Genomic DNA, 19,008 nt, shown 5'->3' with positions numbered 1-19,008 from the left:
TCAGGCGGCGGCCTTGAGGCGCGGTGGCGCGCGGTTGACGCGCGGCAGGCGCCGGCGCGATTGCAGGACTTCCTCGATGTCCTCGCGCGCGCCGTCGATCAGCTTGATGATGGCGCGCTCGGCACGCGCCGGGTTGTGCGCGATCACTGCATCGAGCACCGCGCGGTGCAGCGGCAGCGACATCGCGGGGCCGTCCTTCTTGGCGGTCGACAGTTCGAAGCTCGTGCGCAGCAAGGCGCCTAGCGCCTTGCTCATCTGCGCGAGCATGCGGTTCTGCGCGGCCGCCAGCAGGCCGTGGTGGAAGCGCAGGTCGCTGCTCACGTAGTCCCCACCATGCTCGATCGCGGCCTTCATGCCGGCGTAGGCTTCCTCGATCTCGGCGATGTCGGCATCGGTGGCGCGCTCGGCCGCCAGCCGCACTGCCGCCGGCTCGACCACGCGCCGCAGGTCTTGCAGGTCGCGCAGGAACTCGGCCGTGAGCCCGGCGCGCGACTGCCAGGTGATCACGTCCGGGTCGAACCAGTTCCAGCGGTCTTCCGGCAGCACGCGCGTGCCGACCTTGGGGCCGGTGACGATGAGCCCCTTGGCCACGAGCGACTTGACCGCCTCGCGCACCACGGTGCGGCTGACGCCGAACTCCTCGCACAGCAAGGGCTCGGCGGGCATCGACGCGCCGACCGCATAGCGGCGCGAGACGATGGCCTCGCCCAGCAGGTCCAGCGTGCGGCCGTGGATGTTCTTGCTCACGAAGGCAATGCTCCTTCAGGCGTCGACGGGTGTCAGCAGCGGCTTGCCCGCGAAGTGCGCGCGCAGGTTGTCGAAGGTGAGCTGCGCCATCGCCTCGCGCGTCTGCCGAGTGCCGCTGGCCATGTGCGGCGTGAGCACCACGTTGGGCATGGCCCACAGCGCCTCGGGCACCTGCGGTTCGGCTGCGAAGACGTCGAGCGCCGCGCCGGCGATCGTGCCCTTCTGCAGTGCTTCGACCAGTGCCGGCTCGTCGACCACGCTGCCGCGCGCGACGTTGACCAAGTAGCCCTGCGGGCCCAGCGCCTCCAGCACACGCGCATCGATCAGCCCGCGCGTGCCGGCGCCGCCGGGCGTGATGACGACCAGGAAATCGACCGCTGCGGCGAGCGCCACGGGGTCGGCGTGATACGTGCCGTCGACGCCTTCACGCGGCGAGCGCGCGGTGTAGGCGATCGACATGCCGAAGGCACGCGCACGCTTCGCGATGGCCTGCCCGATGCGGCCGATGCCGACCAGGCCCAGGCGCGCGCCCGACACCTTGCGGTTCAGCGGAAACGGCCCCTGCGGCCATTGCCCGTCGCGCACGAAGCGGTCGGCCTGCGGAATGCGGCGCGCGATCGACAGCAGCAGGCCGATGGCGAGGTCGGCCACGTCGTCGTTGAGCACCTCGGGCGTGTTGGTCACGGGCACCTTTCGCTCGTGCGCCGCAGGAACGTCGACGCCGTCGTAGCCCACGCCGAAGACGGAGATCACTTCGAGCGCGGGCAGCTGGTCCATCAGCGCGAGCGGCACCTTGGCCTCGCCGTTGGCCACCACGCCACGGATGCGCGGCGCGATGGCGGCGAAGGCACTGGGGTCGTTGACATGCGTGCGGTCGTGGACGACGTACTCGCGCTGCAGCGCTTCCATCAGAAAGGGCATCAGCGGTGCAACGACCAGCACCTCGGGGCGAGCGGGCGTGTTCATGGGCTTGGCTTCGGAGTGGGCGAGCCGGGGCTCAGGGCTTGATGCCGACCTTCTGCACCAGTTGCTTGAAGTACTCGTGGTCGCGCTGCATCGCCTGGCCGAACGCGTCGGCATCGAGGTAGGCGAAGCCCAGGTTCAGCTTTTCCAGCTGCTCGCGCAGCATCGGCTCGTCCGCCGCCTTGCGCGTGGCCGTGCGCAGCACCGTCACGATGTCCGCCGGCGTGGCCTTGACCACCGCCAGGCCGCGCCAGGTGCCGATCGACAGGTCGATCTTGCGCTCCTTGAGCGTGGGCACCTTGTCGAAGGCCTTGAGGCGCTGGTCGGCCATGACCGCCAGCATCTTGAGCTTGCCGCCCTGAACATGCGCCGCCACCTCGCCGGGGCTCACGGCCACCGCGTCGATGTGCCCACCCAGCAGCGCCACCACGCCCGGTGCCGCGCCTTGGTAGGGCACATGGTTGAACTTGACGCCGGTCTTGTCTTCCAGGCCCGCGGCGGCCAGGTGCCAGATCGAGCCATTGCCCGAGTTGCCGACCTTCACTTCACCCGGCTTGGCCTTGGCGGCGGCCAGGAAATCTTCGATGGTGTTCCACGGCGAATCGGCCTGCACCGTGATCGCGGCCGGGTCGGCGTTGAGCCGCGCCACGGGCTGAAAGTCGGCGTAAGTGAATTTCGACAAGCCCAGGTGCGGCAGGATCACCAGCTCGGCGATCACCACGCTGACCTTGTAGCCGTCGGGCTTGGCATTGAGCACGTCGCTCATGCCGACCACGCCGCTCGCACCCGGCTTGTCGTTGACCACCGCGGGCTGCGGCAGGTGCTTCTTCACCGCCTCGGCGAAGGCACGCGCCAGCGCGTCGGTGCCGCCGCCTGCCGAGGCCGGGACGACCAGCTCGACCGGCTTGGCCGGGTAGGTGTCGGCCAACGCGGGCCAGGACAGAGGAAGTGCGGCGAGACCCAGGCCCTGCAGGATGCGGCGGCGCGTGGTGTCGTGGAAATCGGGCATGGCTTTATCTCCTGCAATGGGCGGGGCCAGGGCCGCCGTGTCTCTATGGGATCTCTTGGGAATCTCCGAGGAATCCCTGTGGAACTCACTCGAAAAACTTGCCTCTCTAGTCGAGCTGCGGCTTATCATATGATGATTGAAATGGCTGCCCGGCAGGACAAACCCTGAGTTGCCGAGGCGCCGATTTGGCACAAGCCGGAGACAAACACGATGAGCGATTCACGCCGCAAACCCGCCCACGAATTGCGCAGCCAGCAATGGTTCGGCCGCCACGACCGCGACGGCTTCATCTACCGCAGCTGGGTCAAGGGCAAGGGCGTGCCGCACGACCAATTCGACGGCCGGCCGGTCATCGGCATCTGCAACACCTTCAGCGAACTCACGCCCTGCAACTCGCACTTCCGAACACTGGCCGAGCAGGTCAAGATCGGCGTGTACGAGGCCGGCGGCTTTCCGCTCGAGTTCCCGGTGATGTCGCTGGGCGAGACGCTGCTGCGCCCCACCGCCATGCTCTACCGCAACCTGGCCAGCATGGACGTGGAAGAAAGCATCCGCGCCAACCCGATCGACGGCGTGGTGCTGCTGATGGGCTGCGACAAGACCACGCCTGCGCTGATGATGGGCGCGGCCAGCGTCGACCTGCCGACCATCGGCGTGTCGGGCGGCCCCATGCTGTCGGGCAAGTGGCGCGGCCAGGAGCTCGGCAGCGGCACCGGCGTATGGCAAATGAGCGAGCAGGTGCGTGCCGGCACGCTCAAGCTGCACGAGTTCTTCGAGGCCGAAAGCTGCATGCACCGCAGCCACGGCCACTGCATGACGATGGGCACCGCGAGCACCATGGCGAGCATGGTCGAGTCGCTGGGCATCGGGCTGCCCGGCAACGCCGCCTATCCCGCGGTGGACGGCCGGCGCAACGTGCTGGCACGCATGGCCGGTCGCCGCATCGTCGACATGGTGCACGAAGACCTGATCATGTCGAAGATCATGACGCGCCAGGCCATCGAGAACGCGATCAAGGTCAACGCCGCCATCGGCGGCTCCACCAACCTGGTGATCCATCTGCTGGCCATCGCCGGGCGCATCGGCGTCGAGCTGAACCTCGACGACTTCGACCGCCTGGCTTCGGAGCTGCCGTGCCTGCTCGATCTTCAACCTTCGGGCCAGTACCTGATGGAAGACTTCTGCTACGCGGGCGGCCTGCCGGTCGTCATCAAGGAGATCGCGCAGCACCTGCACAAGGACATCGTCACCTGCACCGGCCAGAGCGTTTGGGACAACGTCAAGGACGCCGAGAACTACAACCCGCAGGTCATCCGCCCGCTCGCCGCACCCTTCAAGGACAAGGCCGGCATCTGCGTGCTGCGCGGCAACCTGGCGCCCAACGGCGCCATCATCAAGCCCAGCGCGGCCACGGCCGAACTGCTGGTGCACAAGGGCCGCGCGGTGGTGTTCGAGAGCGCGGACGACCTGCACAGGCGCATCGACGACGAGTCGCTCGACATCGACGAGCACTGCATCATGGTGCTGAAGAACTGCGGCCCCAAGGGCTACCCCGGCATGGCCGAGGCCGGCAACATGCCGCTGCCGCCCAAGGTGCTGCGAAAGGGCATCACCGACATGGTCCGCATCAGCGATGCGCGCATGAGCGGCACGGCCTACGGCACCGTGGTGCTGCACACCGCGCCCGAAGCCGCCGCGGGCGGGCCACTGGCGCTGGTGCAGGACGGCGACATCGTCGAACTCGACGTGCCGAAGCGCTTGCTGCACCTGCACGTGAGCGACGAAGAGCTGGCCCGCCGCCGCGCGCTGTGGACCGCGCCGAAGCCGGCGCTCGACTCGGGCTACTGGAAGCTCTACGTCGACAACGTGCTGCAGGCCGACCAGGGTGCCGACCTGGGTTTCCTGCGCGGCAAGCGCGGCGCCTTCGTCCCCAGGGACAATCACTGATCCTTTCCACACCTTGGCCCATCGCGCATTCCCCATGCATCTGATCGCCATCGACTGGGGCACCAGCTCCTTGCGCGGCGCGCTGCTCGACGGCAAGGGCCACGTGCTCGAAGAGCGCAGCCATCCGCGCGGCATCCTCACCGTGCCGCCGGGCGGCTTTCCGGCGCTGTTCGAAGAGCTCTTCGGCGACTGGATGCGCCCCGTCGGCAGCTTCTGCCTGATCTCGGGCATGGCCGGCAGCAAGCAGGGCTGGGTCGAAGCGCCCTACTGCCCGTGCCCTTCCGGGCGGGTCGAGGTCGGCGAAGCCATCGTCGAGATCGAACCGGGCCGCATCGCGATCGTGCCGGGCCTGTCGGACATGCACGACGGCGTGCCCGACGTGATGCGCGGCGAAGAGGTGCAGATCCTCGGCGCCATGGCGCTGACCGGGTTGGCGGACGGCTTGTTCGTGCTGCCCGGCACCCACAACAAGTGGGTCACGGTCAAGCGCGGCCGCATCACGGGCTTTCGCACTTTCATGACGGGCGAGTTCTATGCGCTGCTGAGCCAGCACTCGATCCTCGCGCGCACGATGGACGCGCAGGCGCCGCTGGACGAAGTGGCGTTTCTCGAAGGCGTGACGCAAGCCGACAACGGCCAGGGCCTGCTGCACAACGCCTTCGGCGCGCGCACGCTGGCACTGTTCGACCGTATGCCGGCCGGCGAGCTGGCGAGCTACCTGTCGGGCCTGCTGATCGGCGAAGAGCTGCGCACCCAGTCCATCCATGCCGCCAGCGACCTGGTGCTGATCGGCACGCCGGCGCTCACGCAGCGCTACCTGCTGGCCTTGCAGGCGTCGGGCAACACGGCCCGCACGATGGGCGCCGAAGCCACCTGGGCCGGGCTGCATGCGCTGTCGGGATTTCTCAACGCGAAGAAGACGAAGCCATGAGCACCTTGTTCGAATCCTTCTCCGCCGCCATGGCGCAACTGCCGCTGGTGGCCATCTTGCGCGGCCTGAGTCCGGCCGAGGCGCCGGAGGTCGGCGACGCCATCGTCGGCGCCGGCTTCCGGCTGCTCGAAGTGCCGCTGAATTCGCCCGAGCCGTTGCGCAGCATCGCGCTGCTGCGCGAACGCTTTCCCGATGCGCTGGTGGGCGCGGGGACCGTGCTCGACGCGCAGCAGGTGCGCGAGGTGCATGCCGCGGGCGGCCAGTTGATCGTGGCGCCCAATTTCAACCCGGCGGTGCTGGCCGAAGCCACGCGGCTCGGCCTGCTCAGCCTGCCCGGCGTGATGACGCCGACCGAGGCCTTCGGCGCATTGGCCGCCGGCGCCACCGGCCTCAAGCTATTCCCGGCCGAACTGGCCTCGCCGGCAGTGGTGAAGGCGCTGCTCGCAGTGCTGCCCTCGGACACGCGGCTGCTGCCGGTGGGCGGCATCACACCGGCCGGCATGCAGGCCTGGCGCGACGCCGGCGCGGCCGGTTTCGGCATCGGCTCGGCGCTGTACAAGCCGGGCAAGAGCGCCGCCGCCGTGCGCGAGTCGGCCATGGATTTCGTGGCCGCCTTCCAGGGTCTTCTTCGCAGCTGAGGAGTTTTGCAGATGTCCTTCGACGCCGAGTACGCCAGCCCCGCCATCCGCCGCCTGCGCGACGACCTCGCGCTGGCCCTGCGCGCCGCCGCGCACCACGGCCTGTCCGAAGGCGTGTGCAACCATTTCAGCGTGGCATTGCCCGGCGCGCAGGACCGCTACCTCATCAACCCGCGCGGCCTGCACTGGAGCGAGGTCGGGCCCGACGACATCGTGCTGATCGACGTCCACGGCGAGGTGCTGGCCGGCCGCCACCGCGTCGAGCCGACCGCCCTCTTCATCCACGGCGCGGTGCACCGCATCACGGGCCGCGCGGTGGTGCTTCACTGCCACATGCCCTACGCGACGGCACTGACGTTGACGAGCGACCGCGCGCTCGACCCGACGCTGAGCCAGAACGCGATGCGCTTCATGAACCGCCTCGCGATCGACGCCCGATACAACGGCCTGGCGCTCGACGACACCGAGGGCGAGCGCATCGCCCGCGCGATGGAGGGCAAGGACATCGCCTTCCTCGCGAACCACGGCGTGATCGTGGCCGGCCCGACGATCGCGCATGCCTACGACGACCTCTACTACCTCGAACGCGCCTGCCTGCACCAGGTGATCGCGCAATCGACCGGCCGGCCGCTGGTGCCGGTCGACGCGAAGCTGGCCGCGCACGTGGCGGCGCAGATTCAGGGGGAAAGGGAGCAGTCGGATCTGTTCTTCGAGGCGCTGCGGCGGTTGTTGCCGGCGGCTCGCAGCGAGCCGCTCGCGCTTCGACGCACGGCTTAGATCAGGGATCGTCGGGCGCCTGGGGCGGCGCCATCGATCGACGAGAAGCGGACTCGCGCTTCGACAATGCGATTGCCGATGGAGCACGTGTGCCACTGCGGTGGGAACTGGAGTTTCCACAGCGTTACTCATGCCGGGTCATTCGACGTGCACCCGGCCGCGGCAGACACGCTGCGACGCCTGGAAAAAAATCAACCAGAGGCCTTCTCGTGTTTCAGACTCACTCCGTTCGTTTGCACCCGTCAAGTACGTCCCAGTTCCAGACCTTCAGGCCAACTCGCATCGAAGGCGAACCCGCCAAGCCAGGACAGCCATGCATTTTCCTGATCGCCATGGGAACCCCGACTGACAAGAGTGTCGAACTCTTGTCGCATTTGACGGCCAAGACCGTCGAGCGCGGCTATGGATGTCGAATCATTCACGTCGGCAACAGGCCGAAAGAAGCCCTCGCATTCCTCAACGATCTCCGTTCACTCATTTCGGACGTTGTCCTGATCAACACCGATCTGTCCCCCGTCGAGATCGAGCGCATTTGCGGTGGAATGATCTGCTGCGACGTCATCGCCGGCAGTCGAAGCCAACCGCTGGACCCGGAGGTCCGCGACGCCTGGAACGCGCTGGACGACCTTTCGGAGGCAAAACCAAAACAAAACTTTGCGCCGCTGGAAGACATGTCGATGCAGTTGCCAGCATCTGCCTACGGATCTCCAAGTCTCTCGATGTCGCACGGCATCTTCGGCCGCTGGAGTTCGTTCGATTTGACGTCATTCGGCTTGAGGGCCAACACGAGCTCTCGCATGAACCGTGAACTGGGCGGTTCGCTTATGTCAATCGTGCAGCGCTTTGACATCCAAAAGTCGCCGACTCCCCGGGCCACCGATCCCACCGCGATCTTGCTGGAGAAGCTGGCGCTTGCCCCTGAAGTGTGCGCGTCGCCGGCGTGGGAGAAGCTCAAGGGGAACCACGACCTGTCGCTGCTGGCCACATTGGTCGTCAGAGCGTTGGGACAGACGAAGAGCATCGGCCTTCAGCCCATGCTCCGGCGTCTCGTGGAGCAGATGGTCCTGGATCCTGCTTTTTCCCGCCGCGTCTTCGACCTGCTCCACGATGCCAATGCATCGTGCATCGATCGCGTGTCGCTCAGCTTGAATCGAGTCGGGATGGAGTTGCTTGCCCTGCCCGCCTTCCAAGGTGCCCTGAATGACGATCCGCACGCAGTCGTCGATATTGGGCGAAAGGTCTTCCGCCGCAATTGCATCGACCGGTTGGCAGACGCGAAGGTCAAGGCGATCAACGCCGAACGGGAGGCGCAAGGCTTGTCGAGCCATGGCGAGGAGATCGAGACGCACCTCGCCTATTTCGAAGGGCTTCACGAATCACTTGATTTGGGAGGCGAGAAGCCTGACGCGCAATTCGCCAAAAGCAACTTCTCCGGCGTCAACTCGGAAGACATTCAAGGCGCCAGGATCGCGGTTCTCCAGGAGGAAGAACAGGGCTTTGCAGGCTTCCTCGCGACATGGAGGCCCTGGCAGGATGCCCTGCGGAAACTGCTGCCCTATGAAGTGGCCGAGATCGAGAAACTGGCCGACCCCGAACATTGGGCGCCGTTCATACAAGAGGCTACCGAGCAGGTCAAGAAAGATGGCATTCCATTTGAGTTTCACCATGAAGCCATCACCCGAGCTCTCAATCAACGTGCACACGAAGAGCTGAACAGGCTTTGGCTGGCATTGACGCAACAAGCGTTGAGCAAGCTGGACGTGCATTGATCGTGCGTGCGCCCGGTGCCCTCACCCCAACCCTCTCCCAGAGGGAGAGGGAGCCAAGACCTCAACGCGCTGCGGCGTAAGCCGGCGGATCGGCCACGAAGCCCTGCTTCACCTGCCGCGTCACCGCATCGGCCAGCACCTCGGGCGCGCCCTGCTCCACTGCTGCCAGCGTCTGGCGGGCAACATCGTCCGGCGATGTCTTGTCGCCGGGCACGTGGCTGGCCATGTCGGTGTCCATGAAGGCCACGTGCACGCTGACCACCTGCGTGCCTTGCGCTCGCAGTTCGTTGCGCAGGCCGTTGCTGAGCGACCAGGCCGCCGACTTGGTGGCGCTGTAGGTGGCAGCGCCCGGCAGGCTGACCCAGCTCAAGGCCGACAGCACGTTGACGATGGCGCCGCCGCCGTTCTTCGCCAGCACCGGCGCGAACCCGCGGCTGAGCGTCAGCGGGCCGAAGAAGTTGGTTTCGAGTTCGGCGCGCGCCGCGTCGATCGCGCCCGGAGCGAGCAAGCCCGAGCCGCGCGAGATGCCGGCGTTGTTGATGAGCAGCGTGACGTCGCTGCAGGCTTGCGCGGCCGCTTCGGCCTGTGCGGGCTGCGTGACGTCGAGCGCGACCGGCACCACGCCGTCGAGCGTGATCGACTTCGGATCGCGCGCCGCCGCGTAGACCTTCTTCGCGCCGGCCGCGAGCGCGGCTTTCGCATAGGCCAGGCCGAGGCCGCGATTGGCGCCGGTGATGAAGACGACTGCGTCCTTGATCTGCATGGTGTTGACTCCAGGGTGGATGTGGATGAAATCAGGAAGCCTCGAGCCGGCGCATCAATCCTGCGGTGCTGCGCGGCCAGCTCACGGGCCCGAACCAGGCGCCACCCGCGATGGCACCGGCGATGACGACGGCATAGACCACGAGCGCGAGCGCCTGCGCGGCAAACACGTGCACGAGGGCACCACCCCACTGCAATGCCAGCCAGCCGCCCAACGCCGCGACGGCTAGGCGCGCCAGGTTGCCGAGCACCGGCCACAGCAGCCGGCCCGCGCCCTGCGAGGCGAAGTACAGGATCAGGCCCACGCCGAAGAAGCCATAGAAGGGCCCGACCGTGCGCAGGTACTGCGTGCCGGCCTCCAGCATGGCGGCGTCGCTTCCGAACAGCTGCAGCCACGGCCGAGGGAACAGCGCAGCGGCCAGCCCTACGACCTCGGCCATCGCGAAGGCCATGGCCACGCCGACCCAGGTGGCGCGCAACGCACGCTCGCGCTGCCCCGCGCCCATGCAGGTGCCGACCATCGCGAGCAGCGGCGCACCGAGGCCGAAGACCAGCGGCACCAGCAGGTATTCGAGGCGGGCGCCGGTGCCGTAGCCCGCGATGGCGCCCGACCCGAAATGGCCCGACAGCGCGGTTGCGACGCCGATCGACAGGTTCACGCAGACGGTGGCGATGGACGACACCAGCCCGATGCGCAGGATGTCGCGGAACAGCGGCCACTGCAGCCGCACGCCTTCGACGCGCAGCTTCAGCACGCTGTTCGTCGAGCGCAAGTAAGCCACCAGCGCCAGCGTGCCGACCAGGTAATACAGCAGCAGTGCGATCGCGCCACCGGCGATGCCGAGCGCCGGCACCGGGCCCCAGCCGAAGATGAGCAGCGGCGAGACCGGCACCAGGAAGAACACGCCACCCACCGTCACGCGTGCAGGCACCGCCATGTTGCCGGTGCCGCGGATCACGGCCGCCAGCGCGTTGAAGATCCACACCAGCACCGCGCCGGCGAACACCCAGTGCGAATAGCGCAGCGCTGCGGCCAGCGAAGCGCCCTCGCCGCCCATGCGCGCATACAGCCAAGGGCCGCCGACCAGCAACGCGACCGTGAAGGCCAGGCCGAAGCCGGTCGCCACCACCACCGCGTGCAGCGCGAGTGCGTCGGCATCGTCGCGCCGCTGCGCGCCGAGGGCCCGCGCGATCGACGACGCGATGCCGCCGCCCACCGCGCCGGCCGAGGTCATCTGCATCAGCATGACGACCGGAAACACCAGCGCCATGCCGGCCAGGGCATCGGTGCCGAGCTTGCCGATGAAGTAGGTTTCGATGAGCCCCACCGATGCCTGCGCCACCATCACCAGCACGTTGGGGAAGGCCAGCCGCAGAAGCGTCGGGGCGATCGGCGCCTCCAGCAAGAGGCGCGTGCGCGGGTCGAGGGTTGCCATGAAAGGATCAGGCCGCGGCCTTGGCGGTGCGCGACGGCAGTCGTGCCTCGCGAATCGGCAAGTTGACCAGCGCCGCACCGGCCGCCAGCACGATGTCGATGTACCAGACCCAGTCGTAGCTGCCCGTGGCCTCGAAGATGGTGCCGCCCAGGTAGGCGCCGAGGAAGCCGCCGAGCTGGTGCGCCAGCATCACGATGCCGAACAGCATCGCCATGTTGGAGGGGCCGAACATCTTGGCCACCAGGCCCGCGGTGGGTGGCACGGTGGACAGGAAGGTCACGCCCATCACGGCGGCGAAGATCAGCATCACGACCGTGGTCTTCGGCGACAGCAGGAAGATCAGCACCGCCAGACCACGCGCGGCGTAGAGCAGCGACAGCAGCGACTTCATGCGCCAGCGGCCCACGGCCCAGCCCATGGCCAGGCTGCCGACGATGTTGAACAGGCCGATCATCGCGAGCGACCAGCCGCCCACTTCGGGCGGCAGGCCGCAGGCGGCGATCACGCCCGGCAGATGGGTGGCGAGAAAAGCCACGTGGAAGCCGCAGACGAAGAAGCCCAGGCTCAGCAGCCGGTAGCTCGGCAGCGACAGCGCCTGGCGCACCGCCTCGCCCGCGCTGAGCGGCTTGGTGCCTGAAGCGGCGGCGAGCGCCTGCGAATTGCCCTTCAGCACGAACACAGCCGGCAGCGCCAGCAGGATCAGGAAGCCCAGCACCTGCATCGAGTTGGCCCAGCCGTAGGCCGCCGTGAGGCCGATGGCGATCGGCGCCATCGCGAACTGCCCGAAGGAGCCGCCGGCATTCACGATGCCGGTGGCCAGGCCGCGTTGCGCGGGCGACACCAGCCGCGCGGTCGCGCCCATCAGCACCGACGGCCCGGCCATGCCGGCGCCGCCGGCCGCGAGCACGCCGATCGCGAAGATCAGGCCGGCCGTGCTCGTCATGTACGGCGTGATGACCGTGCCCAGCGCCACCAGCAGCACACCGATGAACACGACGCGGCCGGTGCCGATGCGGTCGGCCACCGCGCCGGCGAAAGGCTGCGTGAGGCCCCACCAGAGCTGACCGAAGGCGAAGGCCAGGCTGATGCTCGCCACCCCCAGCCCGGTGGAGGTGTTCACGGCCGACAGGAACAGGCCCATCGTCTGTCGAACGCCCATGGTCAGCGCGAAGGTGCCGGCCGTGGCCAGCAGCACCAGCCACAGCGCATGTCGGGCGAAGGGTTGTGCCGCGCCGGCAGCGGGCGCGGCGGTCGTGGGCCTTGAATCACTCATCGTTGCTTTCCTCGTCCTTCAATCCGGCGCGCTGCAGCAGCGCGATGCTGTCGTCGATCAATTGATGCAGCGCCAGCACGCGTTCCACGCCCAGCATGGTGTTGAGTTCGGTCTGCGCACTGCGCCACAGGCGCTGTGCTTCGGCGCGCTTGACGCGGCCTTCGTCGGTGATGGCGATCAGGCGGCTGCGGGCATCGGGGCCTTCGCTCTGCGTGAGCCAGCCGGCCGCCACCATGGGCTTGAGATTGCGCGTGAGCGTGGATGCCTCGACGTTCATCGCTTTCGCCAGGTCCACCGGGCGCAAAGGACCCAGGCTCAGCACGTGCGAGAGCAGCGAGTACTGCGTGGTCTTGAGGCCCGCTGCCGCCACGTGCGCGTCGTAGTGCCGCGACACCATGCGCGTGAGCCGGCGCAAGCGGAAGTTGGTACAGCCCTGCGGCTTTGCGATAGCATCCATGGCCGAAGATTGTAGCTGCAATCGTTGCATATGCAACTTACACGAACGACCACCATCACGAAACGGAGAAAGAACTTGACGCAGACCCACGCACTCGACACCTGGATCGCCGAAGAGCGCGACGTCATCGCCCTCCTGGAGGCCGGCCCCGGCCCCGGTGTAGCGAGTCCCGCCCAGATCGAAGGCAAGACCGGCCTGGAGATGATGCAGGCCATGCTGCGCGGCGACATCCCCTATGCCGCGATCGCCAAGACGCTGGACTTCACCATCATCTCGGTCGCGCCTGGCGTCGCCATCTTCCAGGGCACACCGCTCGCGCAGCACCTGAACCCGCTCGGCACAATTCACGGCGGCTGGGTGGCCACGATGCTCGATTCGGCGCTGGGCTGCTCGATACACACGATGATGCCGCCCGGCCGCGCCTACACCACGGCGGAGCTGAGCGTGAACTACGTGAAAGCGGTGACGCCCAAGGTGCAGCGCGTGCGGGCCGAGGGCAAGGTGATCCACTGCGGCCGCCAGCTGGCGACGGCCGAGGCCAGGCTGGTGGGGCCGGATGGGACGCTGTTTGCGCATGCGACGACCACGTGCCTGGTGTTCGAGGCGTTCAAGCGTTAGCAGCAGAGGCTGGGACTCGCGGGCTTATTCCTTCGGATTGGCTTTGTCCGAAGAAGCAGGCTTGGCGGACTCAGCCAGCTGAATTGCAGCCTGAACGTTGCTGGGCGTTTTCCACATGCCCTCCGCGATCAGGCGGGAGAGCTCGAAGGGCACGCCGTATTGGCGCGTGTGGATATGCAGCCCCAGCGTTGTCCAATGACGATCGCGATCGCGATTCTGCTGCAGCATTTTTTCTATTTCGGGCGGATTATCGAGCTCATCGAGCCTCAAATGAGTAAGCGTGGAGTTATTTCGAAGAAGTTCGGCAGCATTTGTTTTTACAGCTGCGGGACAGGAAAACAACCAATTTGTCAGATCCAGCGTTCGCAGCGTCTTGTTGTTGTGCAAGGCCTTGAAAATAGCCTCGATATCCGTCGGGGCAAAATGGGAAAACCTCAGAGCCAAATGAACTGTATGGCTATTTTTTGCCAATAATTCTGCAATTACATGGCCTCTGGTTTTCATGACGCAGTTCGAGATATGAAGTGTCTCCCATTTTTTACTGGAACTGAACAAGTTTTTCACGCTCAAATCAGTAATGTTATTGTCTTCGACTGCCAGTTTTTTCAAGACGCCATCTTCACGAAGGTGCAATACGAAATTCTCCATTCCATCATCATCAATCCGATTGGATTTAAAGCATATCGCCTGCAATGTAGGATGTTGGCTTATGGCCAATCCAATGGAATTCATTGCCGACACGCCTAAACGCCCGGAGAAGATCGCCAGCTCCGAGACCGACGCATTGAGAGCAACGGCATCCACGAGGTGCTGTTGCAACTCACCGAAGCGGCACGATATTTTTAACCTGGCAATACTTTGATTAAGCGCAATGCCCTGCGAAATCGGCCTTGCATCCACCTGATCGGACAAGCTAATCGACAAAGTCGTTAGCGAACAGCCATCGGATGCAAGGAATTTACTGAATATTTCGAGGGATCCCGGCACCTCGGTTGCCTTGGACAAATCCAGGCTTGCCGGAAACTGATCATCGCGCACGAGCTGAAGTATCCCTATTTTTTCTTGCTCGTCGAGTATGGGGCATCCCAACACAACGGCGACGATGAAGTAAGAGCTGATCTCAATCGACTTGCCCGTTTGAATGGCATCGACGTAGCACCACTCGCCGGGTTCAGATTTCTTGACGTACTGGCAAAAACTTTCTGGCAGAGCCGTCGATCGATCCGAAGTGGGCTTCACCTCGTTGAAAAAATTCAATGGTGCACTATGGGGTGCTGTTGGACCTATTGAAAACAAGATAATGGCCTCGGAGGTGTATTGCTGGTTATCAAATAAAGGAAGTACGTGCGATCTTTACGCGCGCACCGGCACAGGTAACGAGCAAATTCGAATCGTTCCTCGCCCCGCTCCGAGTCGGTCAAAAGGTTTGAAAGGCTCAAGCCGCCAATCGAAGAATGTCCATCACATCGCCCGGCCCCGCAATGCGGCGCGCATTGCCGTGAATGAACAGCTCGCGCATGCTCGTGCGGGCGATCAAGTCGAACTGACTTTCGTCCACACCGACGTCGCGCAGGCTCGCAGGCAGCCCGAGCGTCTTCACCAGCTCAGCAAAGGCATCACCCGCCGCCATCTCCGGCCGCCCCAGCGCCTGCGCCAGGCTGCGCTGCCGCCCCGCAGTCGCCGGCTCCGACCAGCGCAGGATGGCCGGCATCATCACCGGCGTGCAGAAGTAATGCGGCACGCCGCAACTGCCGCCCAGCACGTGGCCGATGGCATGGCTTGGGCCCATCATCACGCCGCCTTGCGGTCCGCGGCTCGACAAGCCGTAGGAGCACAGCCAGCTCGCCACCTGGCAGTCGGCCCGCGCGGCCAGGCTCGACGGCTCGGCTCGCCAGGCGGGCAATGCGCGGACCATGCGCGCGATGCCGTCGAGCACCACGGCATCGGCGATCGGGGTGGGCGTGGTCGACAGCAGCGCCTCGATGGCGTGGTCGAGCGCGCGCGTCGCCGAGCCCAGCCAGAGCGACTCGGGCGTGTGCAGCGTGAGCGCCGGGTCGAGCACGATGGTGCGCGGCATCATCAGCGGGTGGAAGAAGGTCTGCTTGAGGTGGCGCCGCTCGTCGGTGACCAGGCAGCCGCCGTTGAACTCGCCGCCGTTCAAGGTGCTGGGCACCGCGATCATGCGCACCACGGGGCCGTCGAACTGCGGGCGCACCGGCTTGCCGTCGTCCCCCAGCTTCACTTCCATGCGGTCGAGCGCTTCGAGGTGCTCGTCGGTCATGCCATGGCGCATGCACAGCGTCACCATCTTCGACGCATCGATCACCGAGCCGCCGCCCACCGCCACCACCAGGTCGGCATCGGCCGCCAGTGCGGCGGCCGTGGCGCGGGCCACGCCGCTGCGCGTGGTGTGCTGCGGAATGCCGTCGAAGGTGGCGGCATGGCGCTCACCCAATTCGGCCTCGATGGCGCGGATGACGCCGGTCTGCGTGCGCAGCGTGCGGCTGGCGACGATGAAGACGCGCTTCGCGTTCTGACGTGCGGCCTCGGCGGCGATGACACCTGCGGCCCCCTGGCCGAAGACGACGCGCTCGATCGACGCGAAGTTGTGGGCGCCGGCGGCGACGGTTCTTTCCATGTCTCACTCCTGTGGTGTGCACCGCAACCCCGCCACATGTTGCATGCGCCGGTTTCGCAGTGCGGTTCATAATTCTGCAGTTCCGTGATTGTGTGAAGCTCTGCGCCGGGCTTCCAGTACCGGAACGCGACCGGCAGCAGGTCGATACCGCTGTGCAGAACAGGAAACGCGATGAAGAAGCCCGCATACGCCACCGATCCCGACAGCCTCGACGAGGGCCGGGAAGACCGCCATTTCGTGACCGCACTGGCCCGCGGCCTCGACGTGCTGCGCTGCTTCAGGTCCGGCGAGGAGCGGCTGGGCAACCAGGAACTGGCCGAACGCTGCCAGCTGCCGAAGTCCACGGTCACCCGGCTGACCTACACCCTCACGCGCCTGGGCTACCTGCATCACGTGGAGGAATCGGGCCGCTACCGGCTCGGCATGGCCACGTTGATGCTGGGCGGCACCACACTCGCCAGGCTGGACGTGAAAGAAGTCAGCCGACCGCTGATGCAGCAGCTCGCGATCGACACCGGCACGCAGATCTCGCTGGGCCTGCGTGACGAGATGTCGATGCTCTACGTCGAGATCTGCCGCGGCCATTCGATCGTGACGCTGCGCCTCGACATCGGCGCGCGCATTCCGCTGGCCACCACCGCGATGGGCCGCGCCTACCTGGCGGCCGCGCCGGAGAACGTGCGCCTGGCGCTCGAAGAGCGCATCCAGGCACTCGACCCCGCGGCCTGGCCGCGGATCGAGAAGGGCATTCGCAAGGCCTGCGAAGACTACGCGCGCATCGGCTGCGTCAGCTCCTTCGGCGAATGGCAGAAAGAGATCAACGGCATCGCCGTGCCCTTCACGCCCGGCGGCGGACTTCCGCTGATGGTGATCAACGCCGCAGGGCCTTCGCACAGCCTGTCGTCGCAGACGTTGCTCGACCAGGTTCGGCCGCGATTGATCGTGACGGTGCACGAGATCGAGCAGGCGCTCGGCGCGCGGCGCTGAGGCGCTGAGGCGCCAAGGCGCAGTTGCCTCGAGCCGCTACTTCTCGCGCACGAAGCCGATTGCGTCGAGCAGTTCCTTCTCGCGCTTCGTCGACTCGACGGCGAACTGCTGGTAGCGCTCCGAGCTCATGTACACCGGCTCCATGTAGTACTGCGCCAGCGCGTTGCGAAAGCCCGGCAGCTCCATCGCCTGCTTGAAGGCATCGTGCAGCTTGCGCACGATCGGCGCCGGCGTGTTCTTGGGCACCGCCAGGCCCCAGGCGGCCGACGGCGGCGGGATGTCGATGCCGGCCTCCTTCAGCGTGGGCACGTCGGGAAAGCGGCTCATGCGCTTGTCGCCGAAGGTGACGAGCAGGCGCAGCTTGCCGCTCTCGACGTAAGGCCCCCAGCCCGAGGTCTCCGCCGCCGACATGACGTGCGAGCCGACCACGGCCTGCAGCGATTCGGCCGTGCCCTTGTACGGCACGTGGCTCAGCTGGATGTTCTTGATGCGCGCCACCTGCTCCATCGCCAGGTGCTGCGCGAGGTAGGCACCGGGCGTGGCGTAGGTCAGCTCGCCGGGGTGCGCCTTCGCGTAGGCCACGTAATCGTTCATGCTCTGCAGCGGCGAACTCGCCGGCACCACGATGCCGTAGACAAAGGAAGTCAGGCCGATCACGTAGCGCAGGTCGGTCGCCGGATTCCATGCGATCGAGCCCGTGTAGGGCAGCCGGAACAGGTTGGCCGGGATCACGCCGACCGTGTAGCCGTCGGCCTGCGCGGCTTGCAGCAGCTGCGCCGGCATCAGGCCTGCGGCGCCGGGCTTGTTCTCGATCACCACGGGCTGCTTGAGGATCTTCGCGACGTCCTCGGCCAGCACGCGCATCGGCGAGTCGGTGGAGCCGCCGGGCGGGAAGCCGAGCATGACCTTGATCGGCCGCGTCGGGAAGTTGGCCGCGTCTTGCGCCCAGGCCGGGGCAGCAGCGCCAATGGTGCAAAGCGCGGCGGCCGCGGCCACGATGAATCGACGTGTGGTCTGCATGTCGTATGTCTCCTTCGTTTTTGCTGATCGAACTGCGCGCTACTTGCGGCTGAGGCCGAGCGTGTCGAGGATGTCCTTCTCGCGCTTCATCGAGGCGACCGCGAAGCGCTGGTACTGGGCCGGGTCGCGGTAGTCGGGCTCCATGTCGAAGCGCGCCAGCGAGGCCTTGAAGGCCGGCATTTCCATCGCCTGCCTGAAGGCATCGTGCAGCCGCGCCTGCACCTTCGGATGCGTGCCCTTGGGCGCGACAAGGCCCCAGGGCGAGGTCTGCACGATGTCGATGCCCAGCTCGCGCAGCGTGGGCACGTCGGGAAAGCGCGCCATGCGCTTGTCGCTCCACACCGCCAGCAGACGCAGCTTGCCGCTTTCCACGTGCGGCACGAAGGCCGAGGTCTCGGCGGCCGACTGCACGTGGCCGGCCAGCAGGGCCTGCAACGATTCGGCCGAGCCCTTGTAGGGCACGTGGTTGAGCTTCACGCCGGCCGCGCGCGAGAACTGCTCCATCGTCAGGTGGTTGGTGGTGCCCACGCCCGGGCTGCTGTAGGTCAGCATGTCGGGGTTGGCCTTGGCATAGGCGATGTACTCGGCCATGCTGCGGATCGGCGACGACGCCGGCACCACAGTGCCAAAGGCGTAGCCGCTCAGGCCGATCAAGTAGGCGAGATCGCTGGCCGGGCTCCACTTGATGTCGGTGGTGTACGGCAGCCGGTACACCCCCGCGGGTGCGACGGCCAGGGTGTAGCCGTCGGGCGACGCCGCCTGCAGCATCTGCGTGGGGATCACGCCGGCCGCGCCGGGCTTGTTCTCGATCACCACCGGCTGGCCCAGGATCTTCGACACCGCTTCGGCCAGCACGCGCATCGGCGCGTCGGTCGACCCGCCGGGCGCGAAGCCGATCATCACGCGGATGGGCCGCGTCGGGTAAGCGGCGGGGTCTTCCTGCGCCAGGGCGGCGGGCAGGCCCGCCAGGTTCGTCAGGGCGAGCGCACCCGCCGTGCGCATCAGCTCACGTCTTTGCATGAAAAACTCCGAAAAG

General features: G+C 66.5%; 18 protein-coding genes. 7 read left to right on the top strand and 11 right to left on the bottom strand.

From position 1 onward, the window contains the following. Genes B0W80_RS01770 through B0W80_RS01760 form a run of 3 tightly spaced genes read right to left on the bottom strand, consistent with a single transcriptional unit; the run spans position 1 to position 2,719 of the window. The gene (locus tag B0W80_RS01770; RefSeq protein ID WP_076997372.1) at positions 1-747 is read right to left on the bottom strand and encodes a FadR/GntR family transcriptional regulator; all 747 of its coding nucleotides are present in this window, start codon (positions 745-747) and stop codon (positions 1-3) included. A 15-nt stretch (positions 748-762) separates the two neighbouring features. Further along, positions 763-1,713 carry a 2-hydroxyacid dehydrogenase gene (locus B0W80_RS01765; protein ID WP_076997371.1) on the bottom strand — a complete coding sequence of 317 codons (951 nt, stop codon included), beginning with the start codon at positions 1,711-1,713 and terminating at the stop codon, positions 763-765. Positions 1,714-1,744: 31 nt separating this feature from the next. Beyond that, the gene (locus B0W80_RS01760) at positions 1,745-2,719 is read right to left on the bottom strand and encodes a tripartite tricarboxylate transporter substrate binding protein (protein WP_076997370.1); all 975 of its coding nucleotides are present in this window, start codon (positions 2,717-2,719) and stop codon (positions 1,745-1,747) included. Between the two features lie 210 nt (positions 2,720-2,929). Between B0W80_RS01760 and B0W80_RS01755 the strand changes: the two genes are divergently transcribed. The 5 genes from B0W80_RS01755 (at position 2,930) to B0W80_RS01735 (ending at position 8,781) form a co-directional block, all read left to right on the top strand. Next, positions 2,930-4,666 (top strand): IlvD/Edd family dehydratase, encoded by a 1,737-nt coding sequence (locus tag B0W80_RS01755; RefSeq protein WP_076997369.1) that lies wholly within the window; start codon positions 2,930-2,932, stop codon positions 4,664-4,666. A 34-nt stretch (positions 4,667-4,700) separates the two neighbouring features. After that, entirely contained in the window at positions 4,701-5,597 is an 897-nt protein-coding gene (locus B0W80_RS01750) for a 2-dehydro-3-deoxygalactonokinase (protein WP_076997368.1), read from the top strand. Then, a complete protein-coding gene (locus tag B0W80_RS01745) occupies positions 5,594-6,235 on the top strand; it encodes a 2-dehydro-3-deoxy-6-phosphogalactonate aldolase (protein WP_076997367.1) in 642 nt (213 codons plus the stop codon). The genes B0W80_RS01750 and B0W80_RS01745 overlap by 4 nt, the downstream gene beginning before the upstream one ends. A 12-nt stretch (positions 6,236-6,247) precedes the next feature. Next, on the top strand, positions 6,248-7,012 hold the full coding sequence (locus B0W80_RS01740) for an aldolase (protein ID WP_076997366.1): 765 nt from the start codon (positions 6,248-6,250) through the stop codon (positions 7,010-7,012). Positions 7,013-7,221: 209 nt separating this feature from the next. Next, complete coding sequence (locus B0W80_RS01735) at positions 7,222-8,781, top strand: NEL-type E3 ubiquitin ligase domain-containing protein (protein ID WP_179106806.1); 1,560 nt, start codon at positions 7,222-7,224, stop codon at positions 8,779-8,781. A 61-nt stretch (positions 8,782-8,842) separates the two neighbouring features. On the opposite strand, the gene B0W80_RS01730 is transcribed toward B0W80_RS01735, so the two are convergent. From B0W80_RS01730 to B0W80_RS01715, 4 genes are read right to left on the bottom strand one after another with little or no spacing between them, the layout of a single operon-like run. Next, positions 8,843-9,544 carry an SDR family oxidoreductase gene (locus B0W80_RS01730; protein WP_076997364.1) on the bottom strand — a complete coding sequence of 234 codons (702 nt, stop codon included), beginning with the start codon at positions 9,542-9,544 and terminating at the stop codon, positions 8,843-8,845. 31 nt (positions 9,545-9,575) lie between these two features. Further along, positions 9,576-10,979, bottom strand: coding sequence for an MATE family efflux transporter (locus tag B0W80_RS01725; RefSeq protein ID WP_076997363.1), 1,404 nt, complete (start codon positions 10,977-10,979; stop codon positions 9,576-9,578). 7 nt (positions 10,980-10,986) lie between these two features. Further along, a complete protein-coding gene (locus B0W80_RS01720; RefSeq protein ID WP_076997362.1) occupies positions 10,987-12,252 on the bottom strand; it encodes an MFS transporter in 1,266 nt (421 codons plus the stop codon). Further along, the gene (locus tag B0W80_RS01715; protein WP_076997361.1) at positions 12,245-12,709 is read right to left on the bottom strand and encodes a MarR family winged helix-turn-helix transcriptional regulator; all 465 of its coding nucleotides are present in this window, start codon (positions 12,707-12,709) and stop codon (positions 12,245-12,247) included. The genes B0W80_RS01720 and B0W80_RS01715 overlap by 8 nt, the downstream gene beginning before the upstream one ends. Before the next feature lie 75 nt (positions 12,710-12,784). On the opposite strand from B0W80_RS01715, the gene B0W80_RS01710 reads away from it, so the two are divergent. Continuing rightward, positions 12,785-13,327 carry a PaaI family thioesterase gene (locus B0W80_RS01710; protein ID WP_076997360.1) on the top strand — a complete coding sequence of 181 codons (543 nt, stop codon included), beginning with the start codon at positions 12,785-12,787 and terminating at the stop codon, positions 13,325-13,327. Between the two features lie 24 nt (positions 13,328-13,351). Here the strand turns inward: B0W80_RS01710 and B0W80_RS34615 are convergent, their stop codons facing one another. Then, positions 13,352-14,584, bottom strand: a complete 1,233-nt coding sequence (locus tag B0W80_RS34615) for a metallopeptidase TldD-related protein (RefSeq protein WP_143684434.1) — start codon at positions 14,582-14,584, stop codon at positions 13,352-13,354. A 178-nt stretch (positions 14,585-14,762) separates the two neighbouring features. Beyond that, a complete protein-coding gene (locus tag B0W80_RS01700; RefSeq protein ID WP_076997358.1) occupies positions 14,763-15,965 on the bottom strand; it encodes an iron-containing alcohol dehydrogenase in 1,203 nt (400 codons plus the stop codon). Between the two features lie 171 nt (positions 15,966-16,136). Between B0W80_RS01700 and B0W80_RS01695 the strand changes: the two genes are divergently transcribed. Further along, on the top strand, positions 16,137-16,952 hold the full coding sequence (locus tag B0W80_RS01695; protein ID WP_076997357.1) for an IclR family transcriptional regulator: 816 nt from the start codon (positions 16,137-16,139) through the stop codon (positions 16,950-16,952). Between the two features lie 36 nt (positions 16,953-16,988). Here B0W80_RS01695 and B0W80_RS01690 read toward each other — a convergent pair whose 3' ends face one another. Both B0W80_RS01690 and B0W80_RS01685 read right to left on the bottom strand, forming a co-directional pair. Further along, positions 16,989-17,972 (bottom strand): tripartite tricarboxylate transporter substrate binding protein, encoded by a 984-nt coding sequence (locus B0W80_RS01690; RefSeq protein WP_076997356.1) that lies wholly within the window; start codon positions 17,970-17,972, stop codon positions 16,989-16,991. A 39-nt stretch (positions 17,973-18,011) separates the two neighbouring features. Next, positions 18,012-18,992, bottom strand: a complete 981-nt coding sequence (locus B0W80_RS01685; protein ID WP_076997355.1) for a tripartite tricarboxylate transporter substrate binding protein — start codon at positions 18,990-18,992, stop codon at positions 18,012-18,014. Between the last annotated feature and the right edge of the window lie 16 nt (positions 18,993-19,008).

It is taken from the genome of Variovorax sp. KK3, from assembly GCF_001984055.1.
Classification (GTDB): domain Bacteria; phylum Pseudomonadota; class Gammaproteobacteria; order Burkholderiales; family Burkholderiaceae_C; genus Variovorax.
This window is presented reverse-complemented; position numbering and strand designations above follow the sequence as displayed.

Coding starts and splice junctions, on each gene's coding strand:
- B0W80_RS01725 (WP_076997363.1), bottom strand. CDS start 10,979: ATGGCAACCCTCGACCCGCGCACGCGCCTCTTGCTGGAGGCGCCGATC.
- B0W80_RS01690 (WP_076997356.1), bottom strand. CDS start 17,972: ATGCAGACCACACGTCGATTCATCGTGGCCGCGGCCGCCGCGCTTTGC.
- B0W80_RS01730 (WP_076997364.1), bottom strand. CDS start 9,544: ATGCAGATCAAGGACGCAGTCGTCTTCATCACCGGCGCCAATCGCGGC.
- B0W80_RS01755 (WP_076997369.1), top strand. CDS start 2,930: ATGAGCGATTCACGCCGCAAACCCGCCCACGAATTGCGCAGCCAGCAA.
- B0W80_RS01685 (WP_076997355.1), bottom strand. CDS start 18,992: ATGCAAAGACGTGAGCTGATGCGCACGGCGGGTGCGCTCGCCCTGACG.
- B0W80_RS01765 (WP_076997371.1), bottom strand. CDS start 1,713: ATGAACACGCCCGCTCGCCCCGAGGTGCTGGTCGTTGCACCGCTGATG.
- B0W80_RS01720 (WP_076997362.1), bottom strand. CDS start 12,252: ATGAGTGATTCAAGGCCCACGACCGCCGCGCCCGCTGCCGGCGCGGCA.
- B0W80_RS01715 (WP_076997361.1), bottom strand. CDS start 12,709: ATGGATGCTATCGCAAAGCCGCAGGGCTGTACCAACTTCCGCTTGCGC.
- B0W80_RS01695 (WP_076997357.1), top strand. CDS start 16,137: ATGAAGAAGCCCGCATACGCCACCGATCCCGACAGCCTCGACGAGGGC.
- B0W80_RS01740 (WP_076997366.1), top strand. CDS start 6,248: ATGTCCTTCGACGCCGAGTACGCCAGCCCCGCCATCCGCCGCCTGCGC.
- B0W80_RS01700 (WP_076997358.1), bottom strand. CDS start 15,965: ATGGAAAGAACCGTCGCCGCCGGCGCCCACAACTTCGCGTCGATCGAG.
- B0W80_RS01745 (WP_076997367.1), top strand. CDS start 5,594: ATGAGCACCTTGTTCGAATCCTTCTCCGCCGCCATGGCGCAACTGCCG.
- B0W80_RS01760 (WP_076997370.1), bottom strand. CDS start 2,719: ATGCCCGATTTCCACGACACCACGCGCCGCCGCATCCTGCAGGGCCTG.
- B0W80_RS01750 (WP_076997368.1), top strand. CDS start 4,701: ATGCATCTGATCGCCATCGACTGGGGCACCAGCTCCTTGCGCGGCGCG.